Source organism: Alcaligenes sp. SDU_A2 (assembly GCF_038237375.1).
GTDB lineage: Bacteria > Pseudomonadota > Gammaproteobacteria > Burkholderiales > Burkholderiaceae_B > Alcaligenes.
The window spans coordinates 460,809-484,028 of sequence record NZ_CP151273.1; the positions used below are offsets into that span (position 1 = coordinate 460,809).

Here is a 23,220-nt window from a genome sequence, read left to right on the forward strand (position 1 = left end):
GCGATGTCAGCGATGCGGTCAGGCCGCTTGGCCGATGAACCAGCGGGCCACCATGACCAGGCCCACGACGAAAAGAAGGGTGGCGATCAGCGCGGCAATAATCAGGTACACCGGGTTGATGCGGGCAATGTCCTGTTCGTGGTCGCGGCCGCGCCGCACGCCGAAAAACCCCCAGGCAATCGCTTTAAGCGTTTGCAGAAAACTGAGCTTGCGCTGGGTCAGCTTGCGGAAATCGTCATCCATGTCATTACCCCAGGAACTGACTGCCTTTCAGGAAGGTCCAGGCCATGACGGCCACCACGAACACGGCCAACAGCAGGCCCGTGCGGCGGTTACGGCGACGTTGCTCGGGTGTCATGGTGAAGTCCTCCGGATTTACTTGATGACGGGCGGGGTTTCAAACGTATGGTGCGGTGCGGGTGACGGAACCGTCCATTCCAGGCCGTCTGCGCCTTCCCAGGGTTTGGCGGGGGCGGTGTCGCCCTTGCCGCGTGCAGCCTGGATCACGATGTAGATCAGCAGGAACTGGGACAGACCGAACCAGAAGGCACCGATGGTGGCGATCTGGTGAAAGTCCGTGAACTGACCCGCGTAATCCACATAGCGGCGCGGCATGCCGGCCAGACCCAGAAAGTGCATGGGGAAAAAGGTGACGTTAAAGGAAATCATGGTGGACCAGAAATGGATCTTGCCCAGGCGTTCGTTGTACATGCGACCGGTCCATTTGGGCAGCCAGTAATAGGCACCGCCGAACAGGGCGAACAGTGAACCGGCCACCAGCACATAATGGAAGTGGGCCACGACGTAATACGTGTCGTGCACGGCGATATCAATGGGTGCTACAGCCAGGATCAGGCCGGTAAAACCGCCGATGGTGAACACGAAGATAAAGCCGATGGCAAACAGCATGGGCGTCTCGAAGGACAGCGAACCGCGCCACATGGTGGCGACCCAGTTGAAGATCTTTACTCCGGTCGGAATGGAGATCAGCATGGTGGCGTACATGAAGTACAACTGCCCGGTGACTGGCATGCCGGTGGTAAACATGTGGTGCGCCCAGACCAAAAAAGACAGGATGGCGATGGCGGCCGTGGCATACACCATCGAGGCATAGCCGAACAGCGGCTTGCGCGAGAAGGCGGGCACGATGGCGGATACGATGCCAAAGGCCGGCAAAATCATGATGTAGACCTCGGGGTGGCCGAAGAACCAGAAGATGTGCTGATACAGCACGGGGTCCCCGCCGCCGGCGGCATTGAAAAAGTGCGTGCCGAAGTGGCGGTCGGTCAGCAGCATGGTCACGGCGGCGGCCAGCACGGGCATGACCGCAATCAGCAGGTAGGCGGTGATCAGCCAGGTCCAGCAAAACAGCGGCATTTTCATCAGCGTCATGCCGGGGGCGCGCATGTTCAGCACCGTCACCACAATGTTGATGGCCCCCATGATGGAAGAAGCCCCCAGGATGTGGACCGCGAAGATCGTAAAGTCCATGCCTGGTCCCATTTGCAGCGACAGGGGGGCGTACATGGTCCAGCCGCCGGCCGGTGCGCCGCCAGGCACGAAAAACGAGGCCGTAAATAGTAGCGCGCCCACCGGCAGCAGCCAGAAGCTGAAGTTGTTCATGCGCGCAAAGGCCATGTCCGAAGCGCCGATTTGCAGCGGGATCATCCAGTTCGCAAAGCCGACGAAAGCCGGCATGATGGCCCCGAAAATCATGATCAGGCCGTGCATGGTGGTGAACTGGTTGAACAGTTCGGGGCGAAAGAACTGCAGGCCGGGCTGAAACAGTTCGGTGCGCAGCAACAGCGCCAGCACGCCGCCTTCCAGCAACATCACGAACGAGAAAATCAGGTACATCGTCCCGATGTCTTTGTGGTTGGTGGCGAACAGCCAACGACGCCAACCCGTGGGTGTGGCATGGGCATGATGGTCATCATGTCCGCTCGGGTTCGCTACATGGTCGACGGTAACGCTGCTCATGCTTGACTCCTTCCTGCGGCTCCCCGGACTGGGCCGGGGATGAAATGATGGTGGGATGGGGGCTGCGTGTCAGCGCAGCGCCTTCACGTCGGCCGGCATGACCACGGGGTCGGGGCCTTTGCCGGCGTTGCTCCATGCATTGCGGGTGTAGGTAATGACAGAGGCGATCTGCACATCGTTGAGCTGGTTGCGGAACGCCGCCATCGCCGTGCCGGGGTGGCCGTTCAGCACCGTTTCTATCTGCCCCTTCTTGGGGGCCAGGACGAACTTGGTGCTGCCGTCCAGGGCCGGGAAGGTGTTGGCGATCCCCTTGCCGTTGGCCTGGTGGCAGGCGACGCAGTTCTGCGCATATACCTGTTCGCCGCGCTGAATCAATTCCGCCGGCGTCCATGATTTGTTGGGGTCATCGGCCAGCGCGGCCAGTTTCTTTTGCTGATCTTGCGCCCATTTCTCGTAGTCCGGCTGCTCCAGAACCTGCACCACGACCGGCATATAGGCGTGATCCTTGCCGCATAGTTCGGCGCATTGGCCACGATAAATACCGGCCTTTTGGGCGCGGAACCAGGTATCGCGCAGAAAACCGGGAATGGCGTCCTGTTTGACCCCGAACTCGGGCACCATCCAGGAGTGGATCACGTCCTCGGCGGTCAGCACCACGCGGATTTTTTTGTTGACCGGCACCACCAACGGCTCGTCCACTTCCATCAGATAGTTTTCGCCAATGGGCGCGCGGCCTTCGATCTGATCGCGTGGCGTGGCTAGGTTGGACAGGAACTTGACCCCGGAGGCCGGGCCATCCAGGTATTCGTAGCCCCATTTCCACTGGTAGCCGGTGACTTTGACCGTCATGTCGGCGCTGGTGGTGTCTTTCATGGCCACCACGGTCTTGGTGGCGGGCAACGCCATGCCGATCACGATCAGAAAGGGGATGATGGTCCAGGCCACTTCCACGCCCAGGTGCTCGTGAAAGCGTGCCGCGACGGCCCCCTTGGATTTGCGGTGACGGATGATGGAATAGAACATCACCCCGAACACACCGATGAAGATGATCGTACAGATGATCAACATCATCCAGTGCAGCCAGGCGATATCCTGCGCAATGGGCGTAACCCCGGTGTGCAGGTTCAACTGGTTGACGCGCGGCCCCCCTGCCATATCGGCATTTTGCGCTTGACTGGATAGCGCCGTGCAGCTGGCGCTCAAAGCAAACACGCTTCTCCACATCTTCATGGTTGTCCCTCTTTTTGGTGTCGCCGTGCCAAACCGGGGTTCGGTCGCGTCGACGCTCCGAAAAATCCAACGCTGGAAGAAACTGCGGTGCTGCCAGGGGACAGGCTTGTAGTTACTGATTGATTGCCTGTCCGAAGTTTTTATAGCTGAACTATTTTTGCAGATTATATCGAACTCGCTTGCGCCTTCAAGGACAGGGTATGTCCCTACAAAACAAGGTTGGACTAAACGCTACAAAAGCCGTAATGGCGCGGGGCTTGAATTACAATTGCCGCCTATGAATGCGTTCCAGAACCGATCGCTCGCCCAGGCTATACGCCAGCGCATGGCGAGCCTGACCAGCCAGATCCAGCAGTTGCCGCCGCCCGGCAGCCGTCCCGTCACTGTTTCCGGGCGTGTTGCCGGATGGATTACCGCGCGTGCGGCCGCCTGCATAGAAGCGTTGCCCGGTGTGCGCATCGACGAAGATGTGCTGCGCATCAATGCCTGCCCGCAGCAGGGCTTGACGCTGGAGCAGGTGCTGGACCAGATCGCCGTGTGCCTGCAGCAAGGCGGCTGCATCCGCGCTTGGCGCGATGAACTGCTGGCCGTGCAAGGCGAAGGCGTGTGTCTGTCGCGCATTGAGCGCGGCGCGGTGCGTCCGCTGGGCTTTCTGACCCAGGCCGTGCACCTGAATGCGTGGTCCGACGATGGCCGCATCTGGGCGGCGCGCCGTTCGCCCACCAAGTCCACGGACCCCAATATGTGGGACACCCTGGTGGGCGGTCTGGCGGTGGCAGGCGAAACCCTGGAAACGTCGCTGGTACGCGAAAGCTACGAAGAGGCGGGCCTGGCCGAACAGGTGCTGCGCGACTGCACCCCGCTACGGGTGGTCTTGCGCATGCATCGTCGTTTGCCCGAGGGCTATCAGGTGGAAAATGCGCTGGTCAGCGATTGCGTCTTGCCGGATGACGTGCGGCCCTGCAATATGGATGGCGAAGTCAGCGAATTCCGCTTGCTGACTGTGGACGAGGCTTGGCAGATGATGGAAGCGGAACTGTTCACCTTGGAGGCGCAAGTGGCCTTGATGGACAGTTTTCAGCAGCGTCTGGCCCAATCCGCCTGACCCCTGTTTGACCAGGGAGCGGACCAACCCCGATTGGAGCGACCATGAACACGAATCCGTTTGGCATACCCGATTTCAGCGCCCTGGGCGGGGCAGGCACAAACCCCTTGCTGCGCAGCATGGACATGATGGCGCAAGCCTGGAAAAACATGGCCAGCGGCGGCGCAGCCGAACTGAGCCCGGGCATGATGCCCAGCCTATCGGCTGAAGACCTGGAGCGCCGCATCCGCGATCTGCGTGCCGTGGAAAGCTGGCTGCAACTGAACCTGTCCATGCTGGGCACTACGATTCAGGGGCTGGAAATCCAGCGTTCCACTCTGGCCGCGCTCAAGAGTTTTTCCCAGCAAGGCGGGCTGCCAGCAGGGCAAAACCCCTTCGAGGCCATGATGGCCATGAACCCCCTGGCTGCCGGCGCTAAAGCCGCCGCGCAGTCGGGTGCGCCGGCCACAGAGCCACCGGCTAGCCCGGCGGCGGCCGAACCGGCATCTTCCCCCGAGGCGGGTGATCCGTCCGCCGGTCCAGCCGCGCAGGCCTGGTGGTCGATGCTGCAGCAGCAGTTTGATGCGATGGCCACGGCAACCGCCGCATCCTTGCGGCAGGCCGATGCGTTTCGCCAGCAGGCCGGGCAGGCTATGGAGCAAGCCCAGCACAGTGCGGCGCAGGAGCCCGCCGCTCCCGTAAAAACCGCCCGCAAGACGAGCGGCGCGGCCAAGACTGCGTCCAAGAGCGCGGGCAAGAAAACCTGAACGACAACCTTGTAGGTACTTTTTTATGCTGAATATCGTGATTCTGGCAGCAGGTCTGGGCAAGCGCATGCAATCCGACCTGCCCAAGGTTCTGCACCCCATTGCCGGCAAATCCATGCTGGGCCATGTGCTCGACAGCGCGCGCGAACTGGGGCCGGAAAAAGTCGTAGTGGTGGTGGGGCATGGCGCCGAGCGTGTGCGCCAGGCGTATGGCCAGGACGGTTTGGCCTTTGCCTTGCAGCAGCCCCAACAGGGTACAGGCCATGCGGTGCAACAGGCCGTGCCTGAGTTGGCAGGCGGCGATCAGGCCGATGACGCCACCCTGGTGCTGTACGGCGATGTGCCGCTGGTTCAACCCGAAACCCTGCGCCGCCTGTTGCAGGCGCGGGGTCAGGGCGTGGCCGTCTTGACCGAAATCCTGGCCGATCCCAGTGGCTATGGTCGCATCATTCGCGGCGCGGACGGTACGGTTCAAAGCATTGTTGAGCACAAGGACGCCAACGATCAGGAACGTGCCGTGCAGGAAGTCAATACCGGTATTCTGGTGGCTCCCACGGCCAAGCTGAAGGACTGGCTGGGCCGCATTACCAACGACAATGCACAAGGCGAGTATTACCTGACCGACATCGTCGCGCTGGCCGTGGCCGATGGCGTGCCCGTGCAGGCAGCCCAACCGGCCGCGCCCTGGGAAACGCTGGGTGTGAACAGCCGTGTGCAGCAGGCCCAACTGGAGCGTCTGTGGCAGGCCGAACAGGCGCGACGCCTGTTGGAACAAGGGGTGACGCTGGCCGATCCGGCTCGTTTCGACCTGCGCGGCACCTTGGAGTGCGGGCGCGATGTGTTCATCGACGTAGGTTGCGTTTTTGAAGGCCGGGTGGTGTTGCAGGACGGCGTGCGCGTCGGCCCTCATTGTGTCTTGCGCGATGTGACCTTGGCGGCCGGCACTCAGGTGGAAGCCTTCAGTCATTTGCAGCAGGCCATCGTGGGCCAGGAGGCCCGAATCGGCCCGTATGCCCGTCTGCGTCCTGGCGCGGTGCTGGGCGATCAGACTCACGTGGGCAACTTTGTGGAAATCAAAAACACGCAGTTGGGCAAAGGCTCCAAGGCGAATCACCTGAGCTATGTGGGCGATGCCGATGTGGGTGAACGCGTCAACATCGGCGCAGGTACCATTACCTGCAACTACGACGGGGTCAACAAATTCCGTACTGTTATCGGCGATGATGCCTTTATCGGTTCGGACACGCAGCTGGTGGCACCTGTTACCGTCGGCCGTGGCGCGACCATCGGTGCGGGCACGACGTTGACACGCAATGCGCCCGACGAGCAACTGACGCTGTCGCGTCCCGAGCAGCGCAGCGTGCCGGGCTGGAAGCGTCCGGTGCGCAAGTCCTGATGCGCTTTGAGGTCTGCCAGCCAGTGCGGGTCGGATTGTCGCGGCCAGTCGCATGGCGGCTTGGTCCGGGCGGCGTGGTTGGCCAGACTTTGTTTGGCGATCCGACCGGGAGTTCCGCACAGATCGTTGACAGGCCGCGCTTAACGGGCGTTCATCATGCGCATTCTGCAGCTTAATTTCGAGCGTGGCTGGCGCGGCGGCGAACGGCAGACGCTGCTGACCCTGCAGCATTTGCAGGAGGCGGGTCATCAGGTGAGTTTGTTGGCTCGTCGCGGCGAAGAACTGGCCCGCCGTGCGCGCGCGGCAGGGTTGACTGTGATCGATTGCGCATCCGCTCCGGCCGCCTTTGGGTACTTGCTGCGGCATGGACGCGGCTTTGACATTCTTCATGCCCAGACGGCATCGTGCATGAGCTGGCTGGCAATGCTGCATGGCTGGCTGCGTGGCCGCGTGGTATTTACGCGGCGCACTGCCTTTGCCGTGGATAAGCAGCGCCACGAACAGGCAGTGGGCGGCCCTTTGTCGACTAAAGAGCGTCGCACGCGTTGGAAATGGCGTCGGGCCGACCAATTCGCGGCCATCAGTCAGGCGGCGGCGGCCGAGCCGCGCCGTCTGGGGTTGGCTGTGCAGGTCATTCCCAGCGCCATCCAGCCCTTGCCACCCGATCCCGATTATGTGGCTGCTTTGCGTTCACGCTGGAATCCCCAGGGTTTGCGGGTGCTGGGCACCACGGCGGCATTGACCGCGGAAAAAGACCCGCTTACTTTGATCCGTGCTGTGCATGTCTTGGCGCAGCGCCGTCAGGATTTTGTGTTCCTGCATTTCGGGGCGGAGGGTTCCGAAACGTCGGCGGCGCAAGAGCTGGTTGCTCGCCTGGGTCTGGAAAGTTGCTATGTGTTGGCCGGTTTCGAGTCGCGCCCGGAGCAGGTCTTTCGCATGCTGGATGGATTTGTGCTGAGCTCGCGGCACGAGGCTTTGGGCTCCAGTGTCTTGGATGCTTTTGTGTATGGCGTGCCGGTGGTTGCCACTATGGCCGGAGGCCTGCCCGAACTGTTGGGGCAGGGGCGTGGGCAATTGTGCGCGGTGGGTGATGCCCAGGCGCTGGCGCAGGCAATGGAATCATTGCTGGACCAGCCCGATGCGGTGCGGCAGCAAGCCGAGCAGGCGCGGCGCTGGGCCTTGCAAGAACATAGTCCTGCTACGATGGTGCAGCGTTATCTGCGCCTGTATGGGCAGTTGCTGCAGGCGCGGCGTCATAAGCGGGCTTAAGCGCCAGCGTCGTGGGAGTGCCGGGCTACCGTCAACCATGTGTGGGCCGGTGTGAATGCGGACATGGAGTCTGTGGCAGTCGCCGCCCTATGTGCCAGATGCGACAGGCTTGGCGGGCAGGGGTATGCGCGTCTCGAATTTGGCCTGGTGGATGGAAAAAAAGCTGCGCACGTTGCGCACATTGGCCTGGCTGGTGAACAGGGCGTGTGCCAATTGATGGTAGGCCGTCATGTCGCGCACTTGCAGCACCACAATAAAGTCCACCCCGGTCGAGACGCGGTAGCACTGCAACACGGCTTTTTCGGGCACCAGCAGACGCTCGAATTCGCGCAGAAATTCGTCGCCCTGACGATCCAGGGTAATTTCCACGATGGCGGTCAGGCTGGGGGCCAGACGGGCAGGATTGAGCAAGGCGACCTGGCGCATAATCACACCCTGATCGGTCAAACGACGCACGCGCCGCAAACAGGTCGGTGGTGAAGCATGCACACGCGCGGCCAGTTCCTGGTTGCTGATGGCGGCGTCATTCTGGAGCTGTTCCAGGATGCGTAGGTCCAGCTCGTCTAATTCAATCATGGCTTAATTTATCCGTATGTTATGAAATTTAATTTCATTTAAATTTATTAAAAATAATAAAATTACAGATACATTGATTTATGAAATTTTAGTTCATAACTATAAAAAAACAGAAATAAAATTTCTGATATTTAGGCCCAAAATAGCTCCATTCATGACTTGGCCGGCACTGTTGCGGGCCGAAACAGGAGTTTCGTATGTGTGGAATCGTTGGTGCTGTTGCGCAGCGCAATATCGTCCCCGTCCTGCTGGAAGGGCTCAAGCGCCTGGAATACCGGGGCTATGATTCCTGCGGGGTGGCGGTCCATGCCGACGGCCAATTGCGCCGGGCGCGCAGCACGCAGCGCGTTGCCGAATTGCAGGAACAAGTTCTGGCCGAACGCCTGGAAGGCTTTACCGGTATTGCGCATACCCGCTGGGCCACGCACGGCGCGCCGGCCACGCACAATGCCCACCCGCATTTTTCGGGCAAAGGCAAGGCGCGTATTGCTCTGGTTCACAACGGCATCATCGAAAATCACGACGAACTGCGGGTCGAACTGCAAGACATCGGTTATGTGTTCGAGAGCCAGACCGACACCGAAGTGATCGCCCACCTGATCGATCATCTGTACAACGGCGATCTGTTCGAGGCCGTGCAGCAGGTCATCCGTCGCCTGACCGGCGCGTACGCCATTGCGGTGTTCTGCCAGGACGAGCCGCACCGCGTGGTCGGCGCGCGCCACGGTTCGCCGCTGGTCGTGGGTCTGGGTACCAACGAAAATTTTCTGGCTTCGGACGCCTTGGCGCTGGCCGGCACCACCGACCAGATCATCTATCTGGAAGACGGCGATGTCATCGATCTGCAGATCAGCAAGGTCTGGATCGTGGGCAAGGATGGCCGCCCCGTGGAGCGTGCCGTGCATACCGTGCACACGCACACGGCCGCCGCCGAACTGGGGCCATACCGCCACTTTATGCAAAAGGAAATCTTCGAGCAGCCGCGTGCCGTGGGCGATACCTTGCAGGACATCGAAAGCGTGACCCCGGAGCTGTTCGGCGATCAGGCCTACAAGGTATTCCAGGACATCGACAATGTGCTGATTCTGGCCTGCGGCACCAGTTATTATGCGGGTCTGACGGCGCGCTACTGGATCGAGTCCCTGGCCAAGATCCCCGTGAATGTGGAAATCGCCAGCGAATACCGCTATCGCGACAGCGTGCCTAATCCGCGCACATTGGTGGTGACCATTTCACAGTCCGGTGAAACGGCCGATACCCTGGCCGCTCTGAAGCATGCCCGCAGCCTGGGCATGGAACAGACACTGACCATCTGCAACGTATCCACCAGCGCCATGGTGCGCGAATGCAAGCTGGCCTATATCACCCGGGCCGGGGTGGAAATCGGCGTGGCGTCCACCAAGGCCTTCACCACCCAACTGACCGCGCTGTTTCTGCTGACGATGGCGCTGGCTCAGGTCAAGGGCCGCATGAACGATCAGCAGGAAGGCGAGTACCTGAAATCCTTGCGCCACTTGCCGACAGCCATTTCCGCCGTGCTGGCACTGGAACCGCAGATCATGGCCTGGGCGGATCGCTTCGCCAGCAAGGAAAACGCCTTGTTCCTGGGGCGCGGCATGCATTACCCCATTGCCATGGAAGGCGCGCTCAAGCTCAAGGAAATCAGCTATATCCACGCCGAAGGCTATCCGGCCGGCGAACTGAAGCATGGTCCCCTGGCGCTGGTCACCGAAGCCATGCCTGTGGTCACCATCGCCCCGCGCGACGAACTGCTGGAAAAACTCAAGTCCAATATCGAAGAAGTCCAGGCCCGGGGCGGCGAACTGTACGTGTTCGCGGATGCCGACACGCGCATCGTCAGCAACGAACGCGTCCACGTGATCCGCATGCCCGAACACTACGGCAAGCTCTCGCCCATCTTGCATACCGTCACTTTGCAATTGCTGGCCTACCATACGGCTTGTTCGCGCGGCACCGACGTGGACAAACCACGCAACCTGGCCAAGAGCGTCACGGTGGAATAGGAGTACGTAGAAGGCGGCATGAAAGACGGCCACCATGTAGTCGTCTTTCATGTCGTCATTGCGTACGGGTCAAAGCTGTTCAAACAGTTCGCATCACGAACTGCTGTTTGTATGGCATTCAATGTAGCGGGGTGACAGCCTTTCGCGCCGTTTTCACAGCAGTTGCTGTCTTTGAGCCTCGTGCCAAACAAAAGGCGACAACTCTCGCAGCGTTTGAGAGTCTTTGTGTCGAAGGTATTGCGTGTAATGCCGCTGACGCATTTGATTATGTTCAGGGCTATCCAGTTTCAAGCGTTGGATCGTTTTGCGGGCCATCGCGGTCGTCTTTGCATCTAGATTTTGTCCGAGCCTAATTTCTCCACTGACTAGGTTCAACTCAAACGTATTGGGTGTTAAACCGATCGGGTCGAGCACATCGTCAAACTTGTGTTTGTTGCGGTTGGGCCCCAGGCATGACAAACGGTAGTTCGACCATTCGTAGGCTTGTCCGGCATTCTTGGATTTGGCGACGAAATGGTCTGTGGAGCTGGCCCCGCTTACCCATTCAAAATAAATCGCCAGATACGCGCAGACGCCGCCATAGGCCTCCCACAAGGCTTTGTTGGAGTGAGTCCAATAATTTTTGAGCTGGGATGCGACGGGCGGGGGCGCATTCGGATTGATGTTGTTTTGGGTCAACCATGCCAAGCCGGGATTCCTGACCAATGCGTCAAAATCCATCGGTTCAGGCTGACGTGTGACCGGGATCACTTCAGCCATCCCTTAGTCTTGATGACATAACGCCAGTTGAACAGAAAATCGTCGGTTGGGCTGAGTGCTTCGTGCAGTTTCTCATTCATGGCCTGGATTTGCTGGATATCAGGCGTATCAGCTTCCAATAAAGCAGACGCGTCCTTGAGCAGATTTTCATATTCCAAGGGCCGACTGCTACGAAGATCGAAAGCTTCACTGGTCAACCAACGATCGGCGTCGCCGTGTTTCTCGAACTCGCGCTGACGAAGTACCACTTTCCCTTCTTCCAGGTCCAGGTCCCACCAGGCATCTTCTTTAGCGTTAAAACTGGGTTCGGCCGACACCATGACCAGGGGCGAGTGCGTGGCTACGATCAATTGCACCTTTGCTTCTTTTGCCAAGGCCTGCGTCACATTCAATAAGGCCGATACAATCACTCTTTGCCAGCGTGGGTGCAGGTGTGCCTCGATCTCGTCGATCAGAAAGACCACTTGCGGTGTGGTGTCTTCGCCAAGCAGCTCTGCCGCTTTCCTGTGCTCCTGCCAACTCCAGACTAGCAGGTAGGCTAGAGCAATGATGCGCCGTACGCCAGATGACGCATGCAACACCGACACATTTTTGCCATAAGCAGTTTGCAGGGTGGGGATATCGCGAGCGTCGTCAAGGCTGATACGGGTCAGGGGTCCTGGCTTGAGTGGCTGGCTCTCTGTTTCAGACAGCTTTTCCAAGACGGCGCATAACTGCTCGTAAGCTTGGCCGTTTTCTTTTTGCCAACCGGCCCAGTCGTTGATTAAGCCATTGCAAAGTTGGCCGCGCTCTGGGTCTTTCAGCCCATCCCATACATCGCGTGGACTGAATGCATACGCAGGGACACGATCTTGCACATCCTGATTGCCGACTTTTTTCCAGTAGTTGCGTGCCGGGTCCCATACGGCAAAACCGCCATCGGCCATGGCGTATAACACCAGGCCGGGGTTGTGCGGCCGACCAGCCTTGCCTGTCCACGCCTCGTCACGGGTTGAAAATGTACTGGTATAACTGATCTCCTTGCCTGCTTTTCCTTGTACCGTGAAGGCGATGCTGCCTTCCTTCGCAGACTCTGGCCGGGCCACGTAACCGCTTACCAGTGACTTGTTCAGCGTATGTGGCCATCGGCGGGTCATGGCCCACCATGCAATATCTAATAAAAAGCTCTTGCCTAGGCCATTGTCCCCGGTAATTAGGTTTAGACGGGGCTTGAGTTTCAGACGCATTTCATTCGCTGGCCCCACTTGTTGCAGATGTAGTTCCTTGAGCATGTCAGCGTCCTTTACACGTGGTGATTTTTTCGCGCCAATAAATATTAAGTTAGATGAGCCTGCCGTTCCATCCAAGCTGTCTTTCGCAGCTTAGCGATATATGGCTAAACGGATAACAGACATTGGCAAGAGACGTTAAATGCCTATGGAACAACGCTGGCACAAGATCGTCAGTGAACGGAGCGAAGAGCATTATATAGCTTGCCGAATGGGCGAAACGTCAAAGTAGGGGCAGTAGTGTTATGTCTGCCAGTGCCAGTTTAGCGTAAGCAAACATGACTTCCAGCTCCCAGCATATCCACCAGCGTATGCGCTGGTGGCTTGATGGTGTCCTGCGGTACGCGTTTGTCGGGGCGGTGGCCGTGTTGATAAGCCTGCTTTGTCAGTAGTCAGAAGGTAATCAGCGGAAAGTGTTGCTGGATCTTCTTGCTGACGGTTTCGTTCAGGAAGGTCTGGAACATGGCTCGCGTGCTGTCGATCAGGTCTGGCGGCAGGGATGGGTTGCTGATCAGGTGTATGTTCCTGGAGTAACGGCCCTCGAACACATTGCGCACCAGCAGATGCGGGGACAGGGCCGTAATGCCTTGAAGGCTGAAGGCGGAAATCAGGCCCCAGCCTACGCCAGAGGACACCAGCTTGGACAGCGTGTCGAAGGAATCGACATAAATCGTGTTGTTGACCTTGATATCGTGCTGCGTAAAGATGGCCTGTATGCGTTGGCCGATCTGTGAGCGTTTGTCGTAGCCGATATAGCTGAGCTGCTGGACCATATCGGTAAAGGTCAGCCGGGCGTGCTGGCAGGGGGCGATCAGCACATAGGGGTCCTGGACCAGTAAAAACGAGTGGGCGGGCGGTGTGCCGGGATCGACGTTGGTGGTCACCAGCAGATCCAATTCGCCCGCCTTGAAGGCCGAATCCAGACTGCTGATGACGCCCGATTGCACACTCAGAGTATGAGCGCGGTCCGAGAAATTTTCGACAATGAACGGAGCCAGCACCGATGTGATCGAGTCAATGATGCCGATCCGCAGATGCCGGAGCCGCGAAGAATGGCTGAACTGCAGGAAATTCTGCATATGGGCGGCCTGAGATAGCCATGCCTCGCTCAGTTTGACCAGTTTTTTGCCGGCGTCGGTCAGGCAGACCGGCCGACTGTGTCGTTGCACCAGTAACACGCCGTAGTGCTCTTCGAGCTTGGCGATATTCTGGGAAATAGCGGCCTGGCTGACATTCAGTTGCTGGGCGGCGGTAGAAAAACTCCGTGTCTTTCCCACCGCGACCAGCATCTGGATCTGTCGTAGCTCAAATCCAATTTTTTCCATGTTCCTGAGCAAGCAAAGGGTTGGCTCAGGTTGATTTTAGGCGCAAAGCCCGGCCTTTGAGCATGCGGCTGATGATGCCGACCACAACCATATAGCCGATCAAGGCGGCAATGGTTTCAAAGACAAAGCCTTGCAGAATCAGCCCCGGCATGAAGGAAATCAGAATAATGTCGAACACGGCACCGGGCACGTACGCAATGGCATAGTCGTCCAGAATCGTGGTTTTGCGGTCCGGGTCGGCAATGCGCAGCAGCAAGATGGCAATGGCAACGGTGCCGGTCATCCAACCCCACGAAAAAACGCCTTTCTCGAACCATTGTTCGTCCAGCATGCGCGGGGCCACGTAAAACACCATGAACAGGCACAGCAGCAGCCCGATCACCATCAAGGCCAGCAGCGGGACGGCATAGCTGACCAGAACGGTGATCTTGATCGAGGCAATGCCAAAGACGATCAGATAATCGGTTGCCGTGCTGGAGACGTGGTTGAACAGTTTGGTGTCGAAATGCTGGAGCATGCCCAAGCGGTCCAGCAGGGCGCGGCTGATGGTGCCCAGCAGGAACGCGCAGGCAAAGGTGGGTACCGAAATAAAATCATTCAGCCCGGACAGGTACGAACTTAAATAGTAGGCCCCAGTCGTAATCAGCAAGATCAAGGCAAGATGCAAAGACAACGCGTCGATCGACGATGCCGAGACGGTTTCCTTGCCGATGGCCACGCGGTCGGCCGCTTCGATCAGTCCCTTGCGATGGTGAACCTCCATTTTTTCGAACGGCGTCAGCCCGCTGATCAGCCCCTTGCGGGCACCATGACGGATAATCGCCAGGCCCATCAAAATAGCGGCAAAAACGCCTACCGTGGCCGATGTCAGCGCCAGCGTGGTGGCATCGTTCCAGCCCAATTCGGCAAACGAGTTGCCCATCGCAACAGCGGTGCCGTGGCCGCCCATAAAGCCGGCCGGCATGATCAGACCAAAGGCCGGGGACAGGTCAGGCCAGATGTATACAAAGACCAAGGCACCGACCACCAGGCCGACCAGCCACTGCGAGGCGGTGGCGATCTGGTTAAAGGCCCAGAGCTGGCCGGAGCGCGATACCAGTAGCGACGGCGCGGGAAAGCGTGTGGCCAGTCCTACGCCGGCAAAAATAACGGCAATCAGCATGCCGCCATAGGAGCTGAACGCACCGGAAATCGGCAAGGCATCCACGCCTTGTGGTCCCAGGGCCAGGCCCAGCAAACCGGCAATCAGCGCCACCGGCATGAACAGTTTTTGCACCAGAGTCACATTGGACCGGATCAGTTTGCACAGCAGTATCAGACCGCTGGCAATGCCAAAGTCAATCGTCAGATTCCAGATAGTCATTCAAATAGGCTCCTCGTTCTTGTTGGTGGCAGGGCTTATAGTTCGCTGGCGGATTCACGTCTGGCCAGAGCCATGCGTGCCTTGACGCCAACGCTTAGAAAAGGTTCGGGGGGGTTGATGGCCGGCTTTTGGCTGATCTCCAGCATGTCGGACAGGCTTTCGGAGTGCTCGCCCAGCGCCATATGCGCCAGCAGCTTGCCGGTAATGGTGCCGCGCGTGGCTCCCACGCTTTGGTGAATGCCGGAGAAAAACAGGTGCTTGTCGAGCTCGCCAAAAAACGCCTGGTAGTTGCGGGACAGCGCACAGGCTCCTCCCCAGGTGTAGTCCAGTGTCAGGTTCTCGAACTGTGGATAGCGTGCCCGCAAGCCCTGAAGATGGCTGTCGCGAATGGCGCGGCGCGTGCCCAGGTCGTCGTGGTAATTGGGCACGAACTGGTAGCTGTTGCGGATCACGAGCCGGCGGTCCCGGCTCAGGCGCAGGGTCGTGCCGCCGTGGTCGGCAGGCGTTGCGCCCCAGGACGACACCTGTCGAAAGACGCGCATTTCGTCCGTGCTCAGTGGCCGGGTCATGCTGGCGTAAGTCATGGTCGGCAGCATGCGCGCTTGCAGGTAGCCGAATTCCTTGGTGAAGATATTGGTCGCCAAAATGACCTTGGGTGCCGTAAAGACAGCGTCTTGCGTGCTGATGTCGAACTGGCTGTTGTGGCGGGCCAGCTCCAGCACCGGGTGCTCCTCGTACAGTTCCACGTTGGCCGGCAGGGTATCGGCCAAGCCGTTGACCAGCGCCGCCGGTTGCACCAGCACGCATTTGTCCGTATGGATGGCCTGGCTGTAGTAGTTCGATCCCAGCACATCGGCCAGCGGTTGGCTGTCGATGATGGTGTAGGGGTAGCCGAAGTCATCCAGCAGAGTGGCGTAGTTCTTCAGAAAACCGATGCCGCGTTCCCCGACGGCCACTTGATATTTGCCGGTTTCTTCCCAGTCGCACTGGATCTGGTGATGTTGCACATGGTGCCTAAGATCGGCGATGGCTTCCAGATTCAGGCGATAAATCTTCTTTTTCCGCTCCAGGCTACCCAATTCCAGGTCGCGCTTGTGGGGCAGATCGATCAGAAAGCCAGAATTGCGGCCCGAGGCACCCTGGCCGACTTTCAGCGCTTCGAGCAGAATCACGCGATGATCCGGGCGCAGTTGCGCATAGGCGCGCGCCGCCGCCAGGCCCACGAAGCCGCCGCCCACAATGACAACGTCCGCGCGCTGCCGGCCATGCACCTGTCGGCTTGGCCGTGTCTGGGTCAGCAGTTTATACCAGCCGCAGCGGCCGTCATCACGGGGCAGGGTAATAGGCATTATGAAGCTCGGAAAAATAGACAATGGCAGATGTATAACGCCAAACTATTGCGGCTTCATCCAGTATCACTTCCTGCGCCAGCAAGATAAGCAAGACTTATAGTATAGGTATCAAGAAAGAGGTGGCGCAATCCTTGTGGACGCATCAGTCCGACACGATTTGACGGTTCGGCTGTGTGTGAAAAGGTCGGGTTTACGCTATGAAAAGATAGTCAGACGTCGACTTGGCCGATGTTGCTTCGCAAGCAGGTGGTAGCCAGTTTCATCAAGCGGGGACGACACAAAAGCGTATTTTGTGATGATATGGCCTTGTTTTTTTACTTTTCAGAAGTTCACCCCTATTTTGATTCGTTCATAGATTATCGTTTATTGAGTATAATCAGTAATCTATGAACGATATTGAGCGGGATCATGCCTAGGAAATTAGACAAAAATCCGTTTTATTTGCCGGCTGTCGAGGCAAGGGCTATCGCATGGGGACGGTGCGTGCGTACGCAGCGGGTGGCGCAAAAAGTCACGGCCCGGGTTTTTTGTTCCCGTATTCAAGTTTCCGAGAGCACCTTGCGCCGGCTCGAACAAGGCGACCCCTCGATAGCCGTAGGCACATACCTGACCGCGCTCGTGGCCCTGGGCCTGCTCGATCACGTCGTGCCCATGCCCGCATCGCATTGGATCGGCGGCGACCCGGCCGCGCGCGCAAGACCCGTAAAGGACGATGATGACTACTTCTAAGCCTTTGTACGTCTATCTGCAGCGCCCAGACACCGGGGAGTGGGTCACAGTTGGGCGATATAGCCATGATATGGTCGGCGAGACGGGCCGATTTGTGTATGCGCCGAGTTATCTGGAAGCGGGTTATACCTGGTCTATCGATCCGGTTAATTTGCCATTAAATCGTTCTGAGCCGGCTGAGGCCCGACGTTATGGTGGTCTGCATGATGTCTTGCGTGATGCCTGTCCGGATGCGTGGGGGCGATTGTTAATTCAGAGACAGCATGGCTTATCGGATAACGCCCCCCATTATGCGTATTTGCTTAAAGCGGATAACGAAGACAGATGGGGGGCTTTGGCGGTAGGCACTAGCCCTAAACCCTCAGTCGCGAAATTGGCGTCGCCCTCTATTGCCGACCTTGGCAAGTTGACGGAAGAACTGTTGGCGATGCAGTTAAGTCGACCGCCGGTGGATGCGAAATTGCGGCGTCGACTGATGGCGACACCCAGCCTGGGAGGAGCTAGGCCTAAAGCGACAGTACGTGATGGGCCGCAGTTCTGGATTGTTAAACCTCGGTTGCCGTCCGATACCGAGGATATTCCTCGATTGGAGCATGCGACCCAAGAATGGGGCACGGCGGCAGGGATGCGGTTTGCCCAGACGGTGTACACCCCTTCGGATAGCAAGTCGGCATTGAGCGTGTTGCGCTCGTTGAGGTTTGATCGGAACGGTGACCGTAGAGTCATGGCTTTGAGTGCTGCATCGCTGCTGCAAACTGAATATCCGGGACAGGCGAGCTCGTCTGCATGGAGCTACCCCTCTTTGGCGAAAACCCTGGCATTGATCGGTGCGCCGCCCGAAGATTCGATCGAGTTGTATTGTCGGATGATTTTCAATGCCGTGATTGGTAATGATGATGATCACCCGCGTAATCATGCAATTTATTACGTACATGATGAAGGCCGCTGGCGTCTGGCCCCTGCGTTCGATGTCGTGCCGAATCCGGACTTTGCCCCTGGCTACTTGTCGATGGAGTTAAGTGTTGGGGAACGTGCGATTAGCCGATTCAATGCGCTACGTGACGCCAGTGCGTTTGGGCTGGCCTCGCATGACCAGGCAAGTGATCTGCTTGACGCCTTGCTAGAGCGTATCGAAGCATGCTTTGAGGATGTCAAACCCTTATTCGGGGACACGCTGACGGTGCTGATGGAGAGTCGATTGGCGGCCGGGCTTGGGCGCTTGCGGCAGTAAGCGCTCAGGGGCCTGGCACATGCCTGACTAGGCTGATTTGTGAGCGGCGCGCAGAACTGGACCCGATCAAGGAATCGGGCGCAGTTCTGTGCCAGCGGGCCAGAGACGCTGTGCTACTCTAGTTTGGTTCCGGTTGACTGAATCAGCGCCGCCCACCAGCGCGTGTCATTTTGGATTTGAGTTGCAAATTCGGCCGGGGTGCTGCCGATTGGCTCGGCTCCCAGCCCTTGCAGGCGTTCGCTCATGCTCGGGTCGGCCAGTGCCTTGACGACCGAGTCGTGAAGCTGTTCGATAATGGGCTGTGGGGTGCCGGCAGGTGCCATGAGCCCTTTCCAGGCTGTAATCACAAATCCTTCCAGCCCGGCCTCCTTGGCGGTTGGCGTATCGGGCATGGGCTGTGCGCGCTGCTCACCGGCAACGGCCAGGGCGCGCAGTTTGCCCGATTGCACGTAGGGCAGCAGCGGGGGCATATTATCTATGATCATGTCGATATGGCCTGCGATCAGGTCGGTAACGGCCGCGTTTGTTCCTTTATAAGGAACATGCAGCACTTGGACCCCCGCTTGTTGATTGAAGAGCTCGCCGGCCAGGTGCGCCGGAGTGCCTGTGCCCGGTGACCCAAAACTTAGTTTTCCGGGGTTGGACTTTGCGTAGCCAATAAATTCCTGCAGATTTTTTGCCGGAATGGATGCATTGATGGCCATCAGGTTGTAATCCTTGACCAACAACGAAATGGGCGCGAGATCCTTGGATGGCTGGTAAGGCATGTTGGGATACAGGCTTGGATTAATGACGGTTGGGCCAGCGGATGCCAGCAAGAGCGTATAGCCGTCGGGTGCCGCACGTGCCACGAAGTCGCCGCCAATGTTCCCGCTGGCTCCGGCTTTGTTTTCAACAATCACTGGCTTGCCTAGATCGACGGCCATTTTTTCAGCGAGCAGGCGAGCCAGGATATCAGCCGACCCGCCTGGTGAAAATGCCACAATCAGACGGATCGGCTTGTCGGGGTATGCCGCCTGCGCCGGAGCAGTGGGCAATACGGTGGCCAAGCCGAGCGCAACAGCGAGTGAGCGTGAGAATGCTTTCCACATAATGTCTCCTTGTGTTTTAAATGATGGCTGCCATACGGTGTGGCAGCCAGGTTTGCGCGATGCCGATTGATGGCTTATTGCTCTTTGAGTGCAGCCGCATAGGCGGCGCTGCTTTCACTTTCGCTATCTGTTGCTAGACTGACCTTTACGGTTAGACCGGTGCCGTTAAAGCGAAATGGTTTGGTATAGGCAAAGCTGACTGGCGCACCTGCATCTTGACCGCAATTCAATCCAGCGGTGGTGCCATGCGTCGGCCATGTTTTTGGGATGTCGACTTTGCCGATTTCGGCGTCATTGGCTATCAGCGTGATCTGTCCCGCCTGCTTCCCGGTTCGATTGAAATGGAGTTTGACGGTGGATTGGCCAGGAGTGGTCGGGTATGAACCCTCGAGGCGGTAGCTGACCGACTCGGAATACACATACTCGTAGTGGATGCGGTTATTTTTCATATACAACACAAAACCGCCAAAATGACTTCCCCAAGCCAGTAGTACGCCATTGAGCGGCTCCGGGCCGGCGGTAAAAGTGGCGGTGATGGTATAGCTGCGGTCTGTGATGTCAGGCGCTTGCATTCTGTCTACGCGTGCCATATTGCTATGGAATTCGTAGTTGAGCGTCTGGTTCATTTTGAGTCGTTCGGCCGCACGTTCCCAGTCACGATCATCAAGGGGCAGTACACCGTATTGGTTTGCTTGCTCCCACCAGAGGGCCACCAGTTGTTGTAGTTTCTCGGGATGTTGGCTGGCCAGGTCGTGCGCTTCGGAAAAATCTTCAGACAGGTGATAAAGCTCCCATGTATCAAGATCGAAGTCAGCGCCTTTCGGATGCCTTGAGACGGCTTTCCAGCCGTGATGCCATATGGCACGGTCGCCAAGCAGCTCGAAAATCTGGGTGTCCTTTTGGGTTGGCGCATGGCAGTGGCGCAGCGTGTACTGCATGCTCACGCCATGAATGGGCAGTTGGGCGACGCCTTTGTATTGTTCCGGTGCCTGGATATCCATAATCTCGTACAGCGTCGGGGCAATGTCGATGACATGGTGGTATTGCTCTCGCAGGACGCCAGGGTCGGCGATGTGGCCAGGCCAGTGCATGATTAAAGGTGCGCGGACTCCGCCGCCATGCACATTTTTCTTGTACCACTTCAACGGGGTATTCGAGACCTGCGCCCAACCTGTTGGGTAGTGGTTGTACGCCAGTTCGCTGCCGATCTTGTCCAGGTATTGGATGCCCACTTGTGGGGATTCGGGCTCGTATACCATGTGTTTGCGCAAGTTGATCGCACCGGTTGGACCTCCCTCGGGGCTGGCACCGTTGTCCGACAGCAGAACAATTAATGTATTGTCTAGTTGGCCGATGTCCTCAAGGTAAGCGATCAAGCGTCCGATTTGCTCATCGGTGTGCTCCAGAAAGCCCGCATAGGTTTCTTGCAGGCGTGCCAGCAATGCCCGTTCTTCGGCTGGAAAGTCGTTCCAAGGCCGTACACCCGGATTGAGTGGGGCCAACTCAGTTTCAGGCGGCACGATGCCCAGCGTCCGTTGTTTTTGTAGTCGCTGGCCGCGGATGGTGTCCCAGCCGCAGTCATACCGGCCCTTGTAGCGCTCGATATATTCTTTTGGCACGTGGTGTGGCCAGTGGCAGGCACCAAGAGCCAGATACATGAAGAACGGTCGTCCTTGAGCTGAACTGAGATGATCCTTTATGTCGGTCATCGCGTGGTCGACCAGATCCGTGCTGAGGTGATAATCACCCGTTGCGTTCAGTTCGATGGGACGATTGTCTTGGCACAGTTCGGGGTTCCACTGATCAGTAAGAGCGCCATGAAAACCGTACCAGCGATTAAATCCTTTGCCTAAGGGCCAGTTATCGTGCGGGCCGGCAGCGCCGTAATCCGCGATATTGGTTAAGTGCCATTTTCCAACTGCGTAATTGGAGTAGCTGTTCATGCCCAGTACTTCTGCGACAGTGGCGGCGTTATTGCCGACCTGACCGGTATAGCCCGGATACCCGCTGGACCATTCTGCAATAATGCCGACACCCGCGGCGTGCGAATTGCGGCCTGTCAGCAGACAGGCGCGAGTGGGCGAACACATCGAGGTGACATGGAAATTTGAATAATGCGCTCCATGTGCAGCTAGGCGGTCCATGTGTGGGGTGGCAATTTCCGAACCGTAGCATCCTAGGTCGGCAAAACCCACATCGTCCAGCACGACAAACAAGACATTCGGTGCATTGTTCGGTGTTGCAGGCTTGGCTGGCCACCAGGGCGTCGAGTCCCGATATGTGCGGCCTATGGTGCCTTTGAATTGATCGGCAGGTTTAGTCATTGCTGTCTCTATGCTATTGATCTGGTCGGATGCTCTGGGCTATCGCTGTAGCCCAGATGAGCTGTCTCTATAGTGATGCAGCGCAAGCAGCGTCTGGCGCTGCGCGCGTGCATGTTTTTTTGATGTGCTTACCTCGCAACCCCAGCGTAGGGAACATCCTCGTTCCCATATCGGCGCACACGGATATTGGCTTGTTCGCCATGACCGACCATGCCTTCAATATCACACAGTCTTGAGCAGTACCGGCCGACCAAAGAGGAGGCCTCGTCGGTCAGTATTTTCTGGTAAGTGCATGTTTTGATGAATTTTCCGACCCATAGTCCGCCTGTGTACCGGGCGGCTTTGCCGGTGGGTAGGGTATGGTTGGTGCCGATGACTTTGTCCCCGTACGCGACGTTGGTGCGCGCGCCCAGGAAAAGGGCTCCGTAATTTTGCATGTTCTGCAAAAAGTAGTCGGGGTCGCGCGTCATGACTTGTACATGCTCGCTGGCGATCAGGTCTGCTTGCTCGACCATCTCTTCGTAACTATCGCAGACGATGACTTGCCCATAATCCCGCCAGGAAACTCCTGCTGTTGCCGCCGTCGGCAGCACTTGCAGCAAACGGTCGATTTCTTTGATGGTCGCCCGAGCCAGTTCTTCCGAATTCGTGATCAACACAGCAGGGGTGTTGTACCCGTGTTCGGCTTGGCCCAGCAGATCGGTGGCGCACAGTTCGGCATCGACCGAGTCGTCGGCAATAACCAGCGTTTCAGTGGGGCCAGCCAACAAATCAATGCCGATTTTTCCGAATAATTGGCGTTTGGCTTCGGCTACATAGGCGTTGCCCGGCCCGATAACCATTGTTGTCGGTTCAATGCTGGCAGTGCCGATGGCGAATGCGCCAATCGCCTGAACCCCGCCTAAGGTATAAATTTCATCCGCTCCGGCCAGATGCATGGCAGCGACGACCGCAGGCGATGGTTTGCCGTTGACGGCGGGCGACGAGGCGACGACCCGCTTTACGCCAGCAACTTTTGCAGTGACTACGCCCATGTGTGCCGAGGCGACAAGAGGGAATTTTCCGCCTGGGACATAGCAGGCCACGCTTTCAACAGGCAGATTCTTATGGCCCAGTATGACTCCGGGCAGTGTTTCTACTTCAATATCTCGCATAGAGTCTTTCTGCAACTGTGCAAAGTTGCGGATTTGCTCTTGTGCAAAACGAATATCATCAAGTTGGCCTTGGCTCAATTGTGCGATGCAGGCTTGTATTTGTTCATCGGTCAACCTGAATGATTCCGGTGCCCATTGGTCGAATTTCTGGGAGTATTCGCGCAAGGCGTCGTCGCCTCGCTTACTGATGTCGGCAAGAATATTGCTGACGGTACTTTGAACGCGGGCTGCGTCGGATTCGGACTGCTCCTCGGTGCGACCTTCCTTCAGGAACCGGACCATGACTACTCCTTTTTCG

20 protein-coding genes are annotated in these 23,220 nt (G+C 58.0%); 7 read left to right on the top strand and 13 right to left on the bottom strand.

The window, feature by feature from the left end; translation table 11 throughout:
* Window positions 1-18: 18 nt before the first annotated feature.
* The 4 genes from AADW57_RS02115 to coxB form a co-directional block, all read right to left on the bottom strand.
* Window positions 19-243, bottom strand: a complete 225-nt coding sequence (locus AADW57_RS02115) for a DUF2970 domain-containing protein (RefSeq protein ID WP_341668408.1) — start codon at window positions 241-243, stop codon at window positions 19-21.
* A gap of 4 nt (window positions 244-247) precedes the next feature.
* Window positions 248-358: a cytochrome oxidase small assembly protein gene (locus tag AADW57_RS02120; protein ID WP_341668409.1), complete on the bottom strand. Its 111-nt coding sequence runs from the start codon at window positions 356-358 to the stop codon at window positions 248-250.
* A gap of 17 nt (window positions 359-375) precedes the next feature.
* Complete coding sequence (ctaD, locus tag AADW57_RS02125; protein WP_341668410.1) at window positions 376-1,980, bottom strand: cytochrome c oxidase subunit I; 1,605 nt, start codon at window positions 1,978-1,980, stop codon at window positions 376-378.
* Window positions 1,981-2,049: 69 nt separating this feature from the next.
* Window positions 2,050-3,210, bottom strand: coding sequence for a cytochrome c oxidase subunit II (gene coxB, locus AADW57_RS02130; RefSeq protein ID WP_341668411.1), 1,161 nt, complete (start codon window positions 3,208-3,210; stop codon window positions 2,050-2,052).
* Window positions 3,211-3,487: 277 nt separating this feature from the next.
* On the opposite strand from coxB, the gene AADW57_RS02135 reads away from it, so the two are divergent.
* The 4 genes from AADW57_RS02135 to AADW57_RS02150 all read left to right on the top strand — a co-directional run bounded on the left by AADW57_RS02135 (window position 3,488) and on the right by AADW57_RS02150 (window position 7,726).
* Window positions 3,488-4,315 carry an NUDIX hydrolase gene (locus AADW57_RS02135; RefSeq protein WP_445819170.1) on the top strand — a complete coding sequence of 276 codons (828 nt, stop codon included), beginning with the start codon at window positions 3,488-3,490 and terminating at the stop codon, window positions 4,313-4,315.
* A gap of 44 nt (window positions 4,316-4,359) precedes the next feature.
* Window positions 4,360-5,061, top strand: a complete 702-nt coding sequence (locus AADW57_RS02140; protein ID WP_341668413.1) for a PhaM family polyhydroxyalkanoate granule multifunctional regulatory protein — start codon at window positions 4,360-4,362, stop codon at window positions 5,059-5,061.
* A gap of 25 nt (window positions 5,062-5,086) precedes the next feature.
* A complete protein-coding gene (gene glmU / locus AADW57_RS02145; RefSeq protein WP_341668414.1) occupies window positions 5,087-6,457 on the top strand; it encodes a bifunctional UDP-N-acetylglucosamine diphosphorylase/glucosamine-1-phosphate N-acetyltransferase GlmU in 1,371 nt (456 codons plus the stop codon).
* A 156-nt stretch (window positions 6,458-6,613) separates the two neighbouring features.
* Entirely contained in the window at window positions 6,614-7,726 is a 1,113-nt protein-coding gene (locus AADW57_RS02150) for a glycosyltransferase family 4 protein (RefSeq protein ID WP_341668415.1), read from the top strand.
* A gap of 87 nt (window positions 7,727-7,813) precedes the next feature.
* Here the strand turns inward: AADW57_RS02150 and AADW57_RS02155 are convergent, their stop codons facing one another.
* On the bottom strand, window positions 7,814-8,302 hold the full coding sequence (locus AADW57_RS02155) for an Lrp/AsnC family transcriptional regulator (RefSeq protein WP_341668416.1): 489 nt from the start codon (window positions 8,300-8,302) through the stop codon (window positions 7,814-7,816).
* A 197-nt stretch (window positions 8,303-8,499) separates the two neighbouring features.
* Here AADW57_RS02155 and glmS point away from each other — a divergent pair, with 197 nt between their 5' ends.
* The gene (glmS, locus tag AADW57_RS02160; protein ID WP_341668417.1) at window positions 8,500-10,326 is read left to right on the top strand and encodes a glutamine--fructose-6-phosphate transaminase (isomerizing); all 1,827 of its coding nucleotides are present in this window, start codon (window positions 8,500-8,502) and stop codon (window positions 10,324-10,326) included.
* Window positions 10,327-10,479: 153 nt separating this feature from the next.
* Here glmS and AADW57_RS02165 read toward each other — a convergent pair whose 3' ends face one another.
* From AADW57_RS02165 to AADW57_RS02185, 5 genes are all read right to left on the bottom strand, one after another.
* On the bottom strand, window positions 10,480-11,085 hold the full coding sequence (locus AADW57_RS02165) for a hypothetical protein (RefSeq protein WP_341668418.1): 606 nt from the start codon (window positions 11,083-11,085) through the stop codon (window positions 10,480-10,482).
* Entirely contained in the window at window positions 11,073-12,356 is a 1,284-nt protein-coding gene (locus tag AADW57_RS02170; protein ID WP_341668419.1) for an AAA family ATPase, read from the bottom strand. Before AADW57_RS02170 ends, AADW57_RS02165 begins: the two co-directional genes overlap by 13 nt.
* A gap of 389 nt (window positions 12,357-12,745) precedes the next feature.
* Entirely contained in the window at window positions 12,746-13,678 is a 933-nt protein-coding gene (locus AADW57_RS02175; protein WP_341668420.1) for a LysR family transcriptional regulator, read from the bottom strand.
* A gap of 25 nt (window positions 13,679-13,703) precedes the next feature.
* Window positions 13,704-15,041 (bottom strand): sodium/glutamate symporter, encoded by a 1,338-nt coding sequence (locus AADW57_RS02180; protein ID WP_341668421.1) that lies wholly within the window; start codon window positions 15,039-15,041, stop codon window positions 13,704-13,706.
* A gap of 35 nt (window positions 15,042-15,076) precedes the next feature.
* Window positions 15,077-16,390: an NAD(P)/FAD-dependent oxidoreductase gene (locus tag AADW57_RS02185; RefSeq protein ID WP_341668422.1), complete on the bottom strand. Its 1,314-nt coding sequence runs from the start codon at window positions 16,388-16,390 to the stop codon at window positions 15,077-15,079.
* Between the two features lie 411 nt (window positions 16,391-16,801).
* Here AADW57_RS02185 and AADW57_RS02190 point away from each other — a divergent pair, with 411 nt between their 5' ends.
* Together AADW57_RS02190 and AADW57_RS02195 are read left to right on the top strand one after the other, a co-directional pair.
* Window positions 16,802-17,122: a helix-turn-helix domain-containing protein gene (locus tag AADW57_RS02190; protein WP_341668423.1), complete on the top strand. Its 321-nt coding sequence runs from the start codon at window positions 16,802-16,804 to the stop codon at window positions 17,120-17,122.
* Window positions 17,106-18,353 carry a type II toxin-antitoxin system HipA family toxin gene (locus tag AADW57_RS02195; protein WP_341668424.1) on the top strand — a complete coding sequence of 416 codons (1,248 nt, stop codon included), beginning with the start codon at window positions 17,106-17,108 and terminating at the stop codon, window positions 18,351-18,353. Before AADW57_RS02190 ends, AADW57_RS02195 begins: the two co-directional genes overlap by 17 nt.
* 113 nt (window positions 18,354-18,466) lie before the next feature.
* Here AADW57_RS02195 and AADW57_RS02200 read toward each other — a convergent pair whose 3' ends face one another.
* From AADW57_RS02200 to hisD, 3 genes are all read right to left on the bottom strand, one after another.
* A complete protein-coding gene (locus tag AADW57_RS02200; protein WP_341668425.1) occupies window positions 18,467-19,444 on the bottom strand; it encodes a Bug family tripartite tricarboxylate transporter substrate binding protein in 978 nt (325 codons plus the stop codon).
* A gap of 74 nt (window positions 19,445-19,518) precedes the next feature.
* Window positions 19,519-21,768, bottom strand: a complete 2,250-nt coding sequence (locus tag AADW57_RS02205) for an arylsulfatase (protein ID WP_341668426.1) — start codon at window positions 21,766-21,768, stop codon at window positions 19,519-19,521.
* 128 nt (window positions 21,769-21,896) lie between these two features.
* Entirely contained in the window at window positions 21,897-23,204 is a 1,308-nt protein-coding gene (gene hisD / locus AADW57_RS02210) for a histidinol dehydrogenase (protein ID WP_341669641.1), read from the bottom strand.
* Window positions 23,205-23,220: the final 16 nt, after the last annotated feature.

Coding starts and splice junctions, on each gene's coding strand:
- AADW57_RS02115 (WP_341668408.1), bottom strand. CDS start 243: ATGGATGACGATTTCCGCAAGCTGACCCAGCGCAAGCTCAGTTTTCTG.
- AADW57_RS02120 (WP_341668409.1), bottom strand. CDS start 358: ATGACACCCGAGCAACGTCGCCGTAACCGCCGCACGGGCCTGCTGTTG.
- ctaD (WP_341668410.1), bottom strand. CDS start 1,980: ATGAGCAGCGTTACCGTCGACCATGTAGCGAACCCGAGCGGACATGAT.
- coxB (WP_341668411.1), bottom strand. CDS start 3,210: ATGAAGATGTGGAGAAGCGTGTTTGCTTTGAGCGCCAGCTGCACGGCG.
- AADW57_RS02135 (WP_445819170.1), top strand. CDS start 3,488: ATGAATGCGTTCCAGAACCGATCGCTCGCCCAGGCTATACGCCAGCGC.
- AADW57_RS02140 (WP_341668413.1), top strand. CDS start 4,360: ATGAACACGAATCCGTTTGGCATACCCGATTTCAGCGCCCTGGGCGGG.
- glmU (WP_341668414.1), top strand. CDS start 5,087: ATGCTGAATATCGTGATTCTGGCAGCAGGTCTGGGCAAGCGCATGCAA.
- AADW57_RS02150 (WP_341668415.1), top strand. CDS start 6,614: ATGCGCATTCTGCAGCTTAATTTCGAGCGTGGCTGGCGCGGCGGCGAA.
- AADW57_RS02155 (WP_341668416.1), bottom strand. CDS start 8,302: ATGATTGAATTAGACGAGCTGGACCTACGCATCCTGGAACAGCTCCAG.
- glmS (WP_341668417.1), top strand. CDS start 8,500: ATGTGTGGAATCGTTGGTGCTGTTGCGCAGCGCAATATCGTCCCCGTC.
- AADW57_RS02165 (WP_341668418.1), bottom strand. CDS start 11,085: ATGGCTGAAGTGATCCCGGTCACACGTCAGCCTGAACCGATGGATTTT.
- AADW57_RS02170 (WP_341668419.1), bottom strand. CDS start 12,356: ATGCTCAAGGAACTACATCTGCAACAAGTGGGGCCAGCGAATGAAATG.
- AADW57_RS02175 (WP_341668420.1), bottom strand. CDS start 13,678: ATGGAAAAAATTGGATTTGAGCTACGACAGATCCAGATGCTGGTCGCG.
- AADW57_RS02180 (WP_341668421.1), bottom strand. CDS start 15,041: ATGACTATCTGGAATCTGACGATTGACTTTGGCATTGCCAGCGGTCTG.
- AADW57_RS02185 (WP_341668422.1), bottom strand. CDS start 16,390: ATGCCTATTACCCTGCCCCGTGATGACGGCCGCTGCGGCTGGTATAAA.
- AADW57_RS02190 (WP_341668423.1), top strand. CDS start 16,802: ATGCCTAGGAAATTAGACAAAAATCCGTTTTATTTGCCGGCTGTCGAG.
- AADW57_RS02195 (WP_341668424.1), top strand. CDS start 17,106: ATGATGACTACTTCTAAGCCTTTGTACGTCTATCTGCAGCGCCCAGAC.
- AADW57_RS02200 (WP_341668425.1), bottom strand. CDS start 19,444: ATGTGGAAAGCATTCTCACGCTCACTCGCTGTTGCGCTCGGCTTGGCC.
- AADW57_RS02205 (WP_341668426.1), bottom strand. CDS start 21,768: ATGACTAAACCTGCCGATCAATTCAAAGGCACCATAGGCCGCACATAT.
- hisD (WP_341669641.1), bottom strand. CDS start 23,204: ATGGTCCGGTTCCTGAAGGAAGGTCGCACCGAGGAGCAGTCCGAATCC.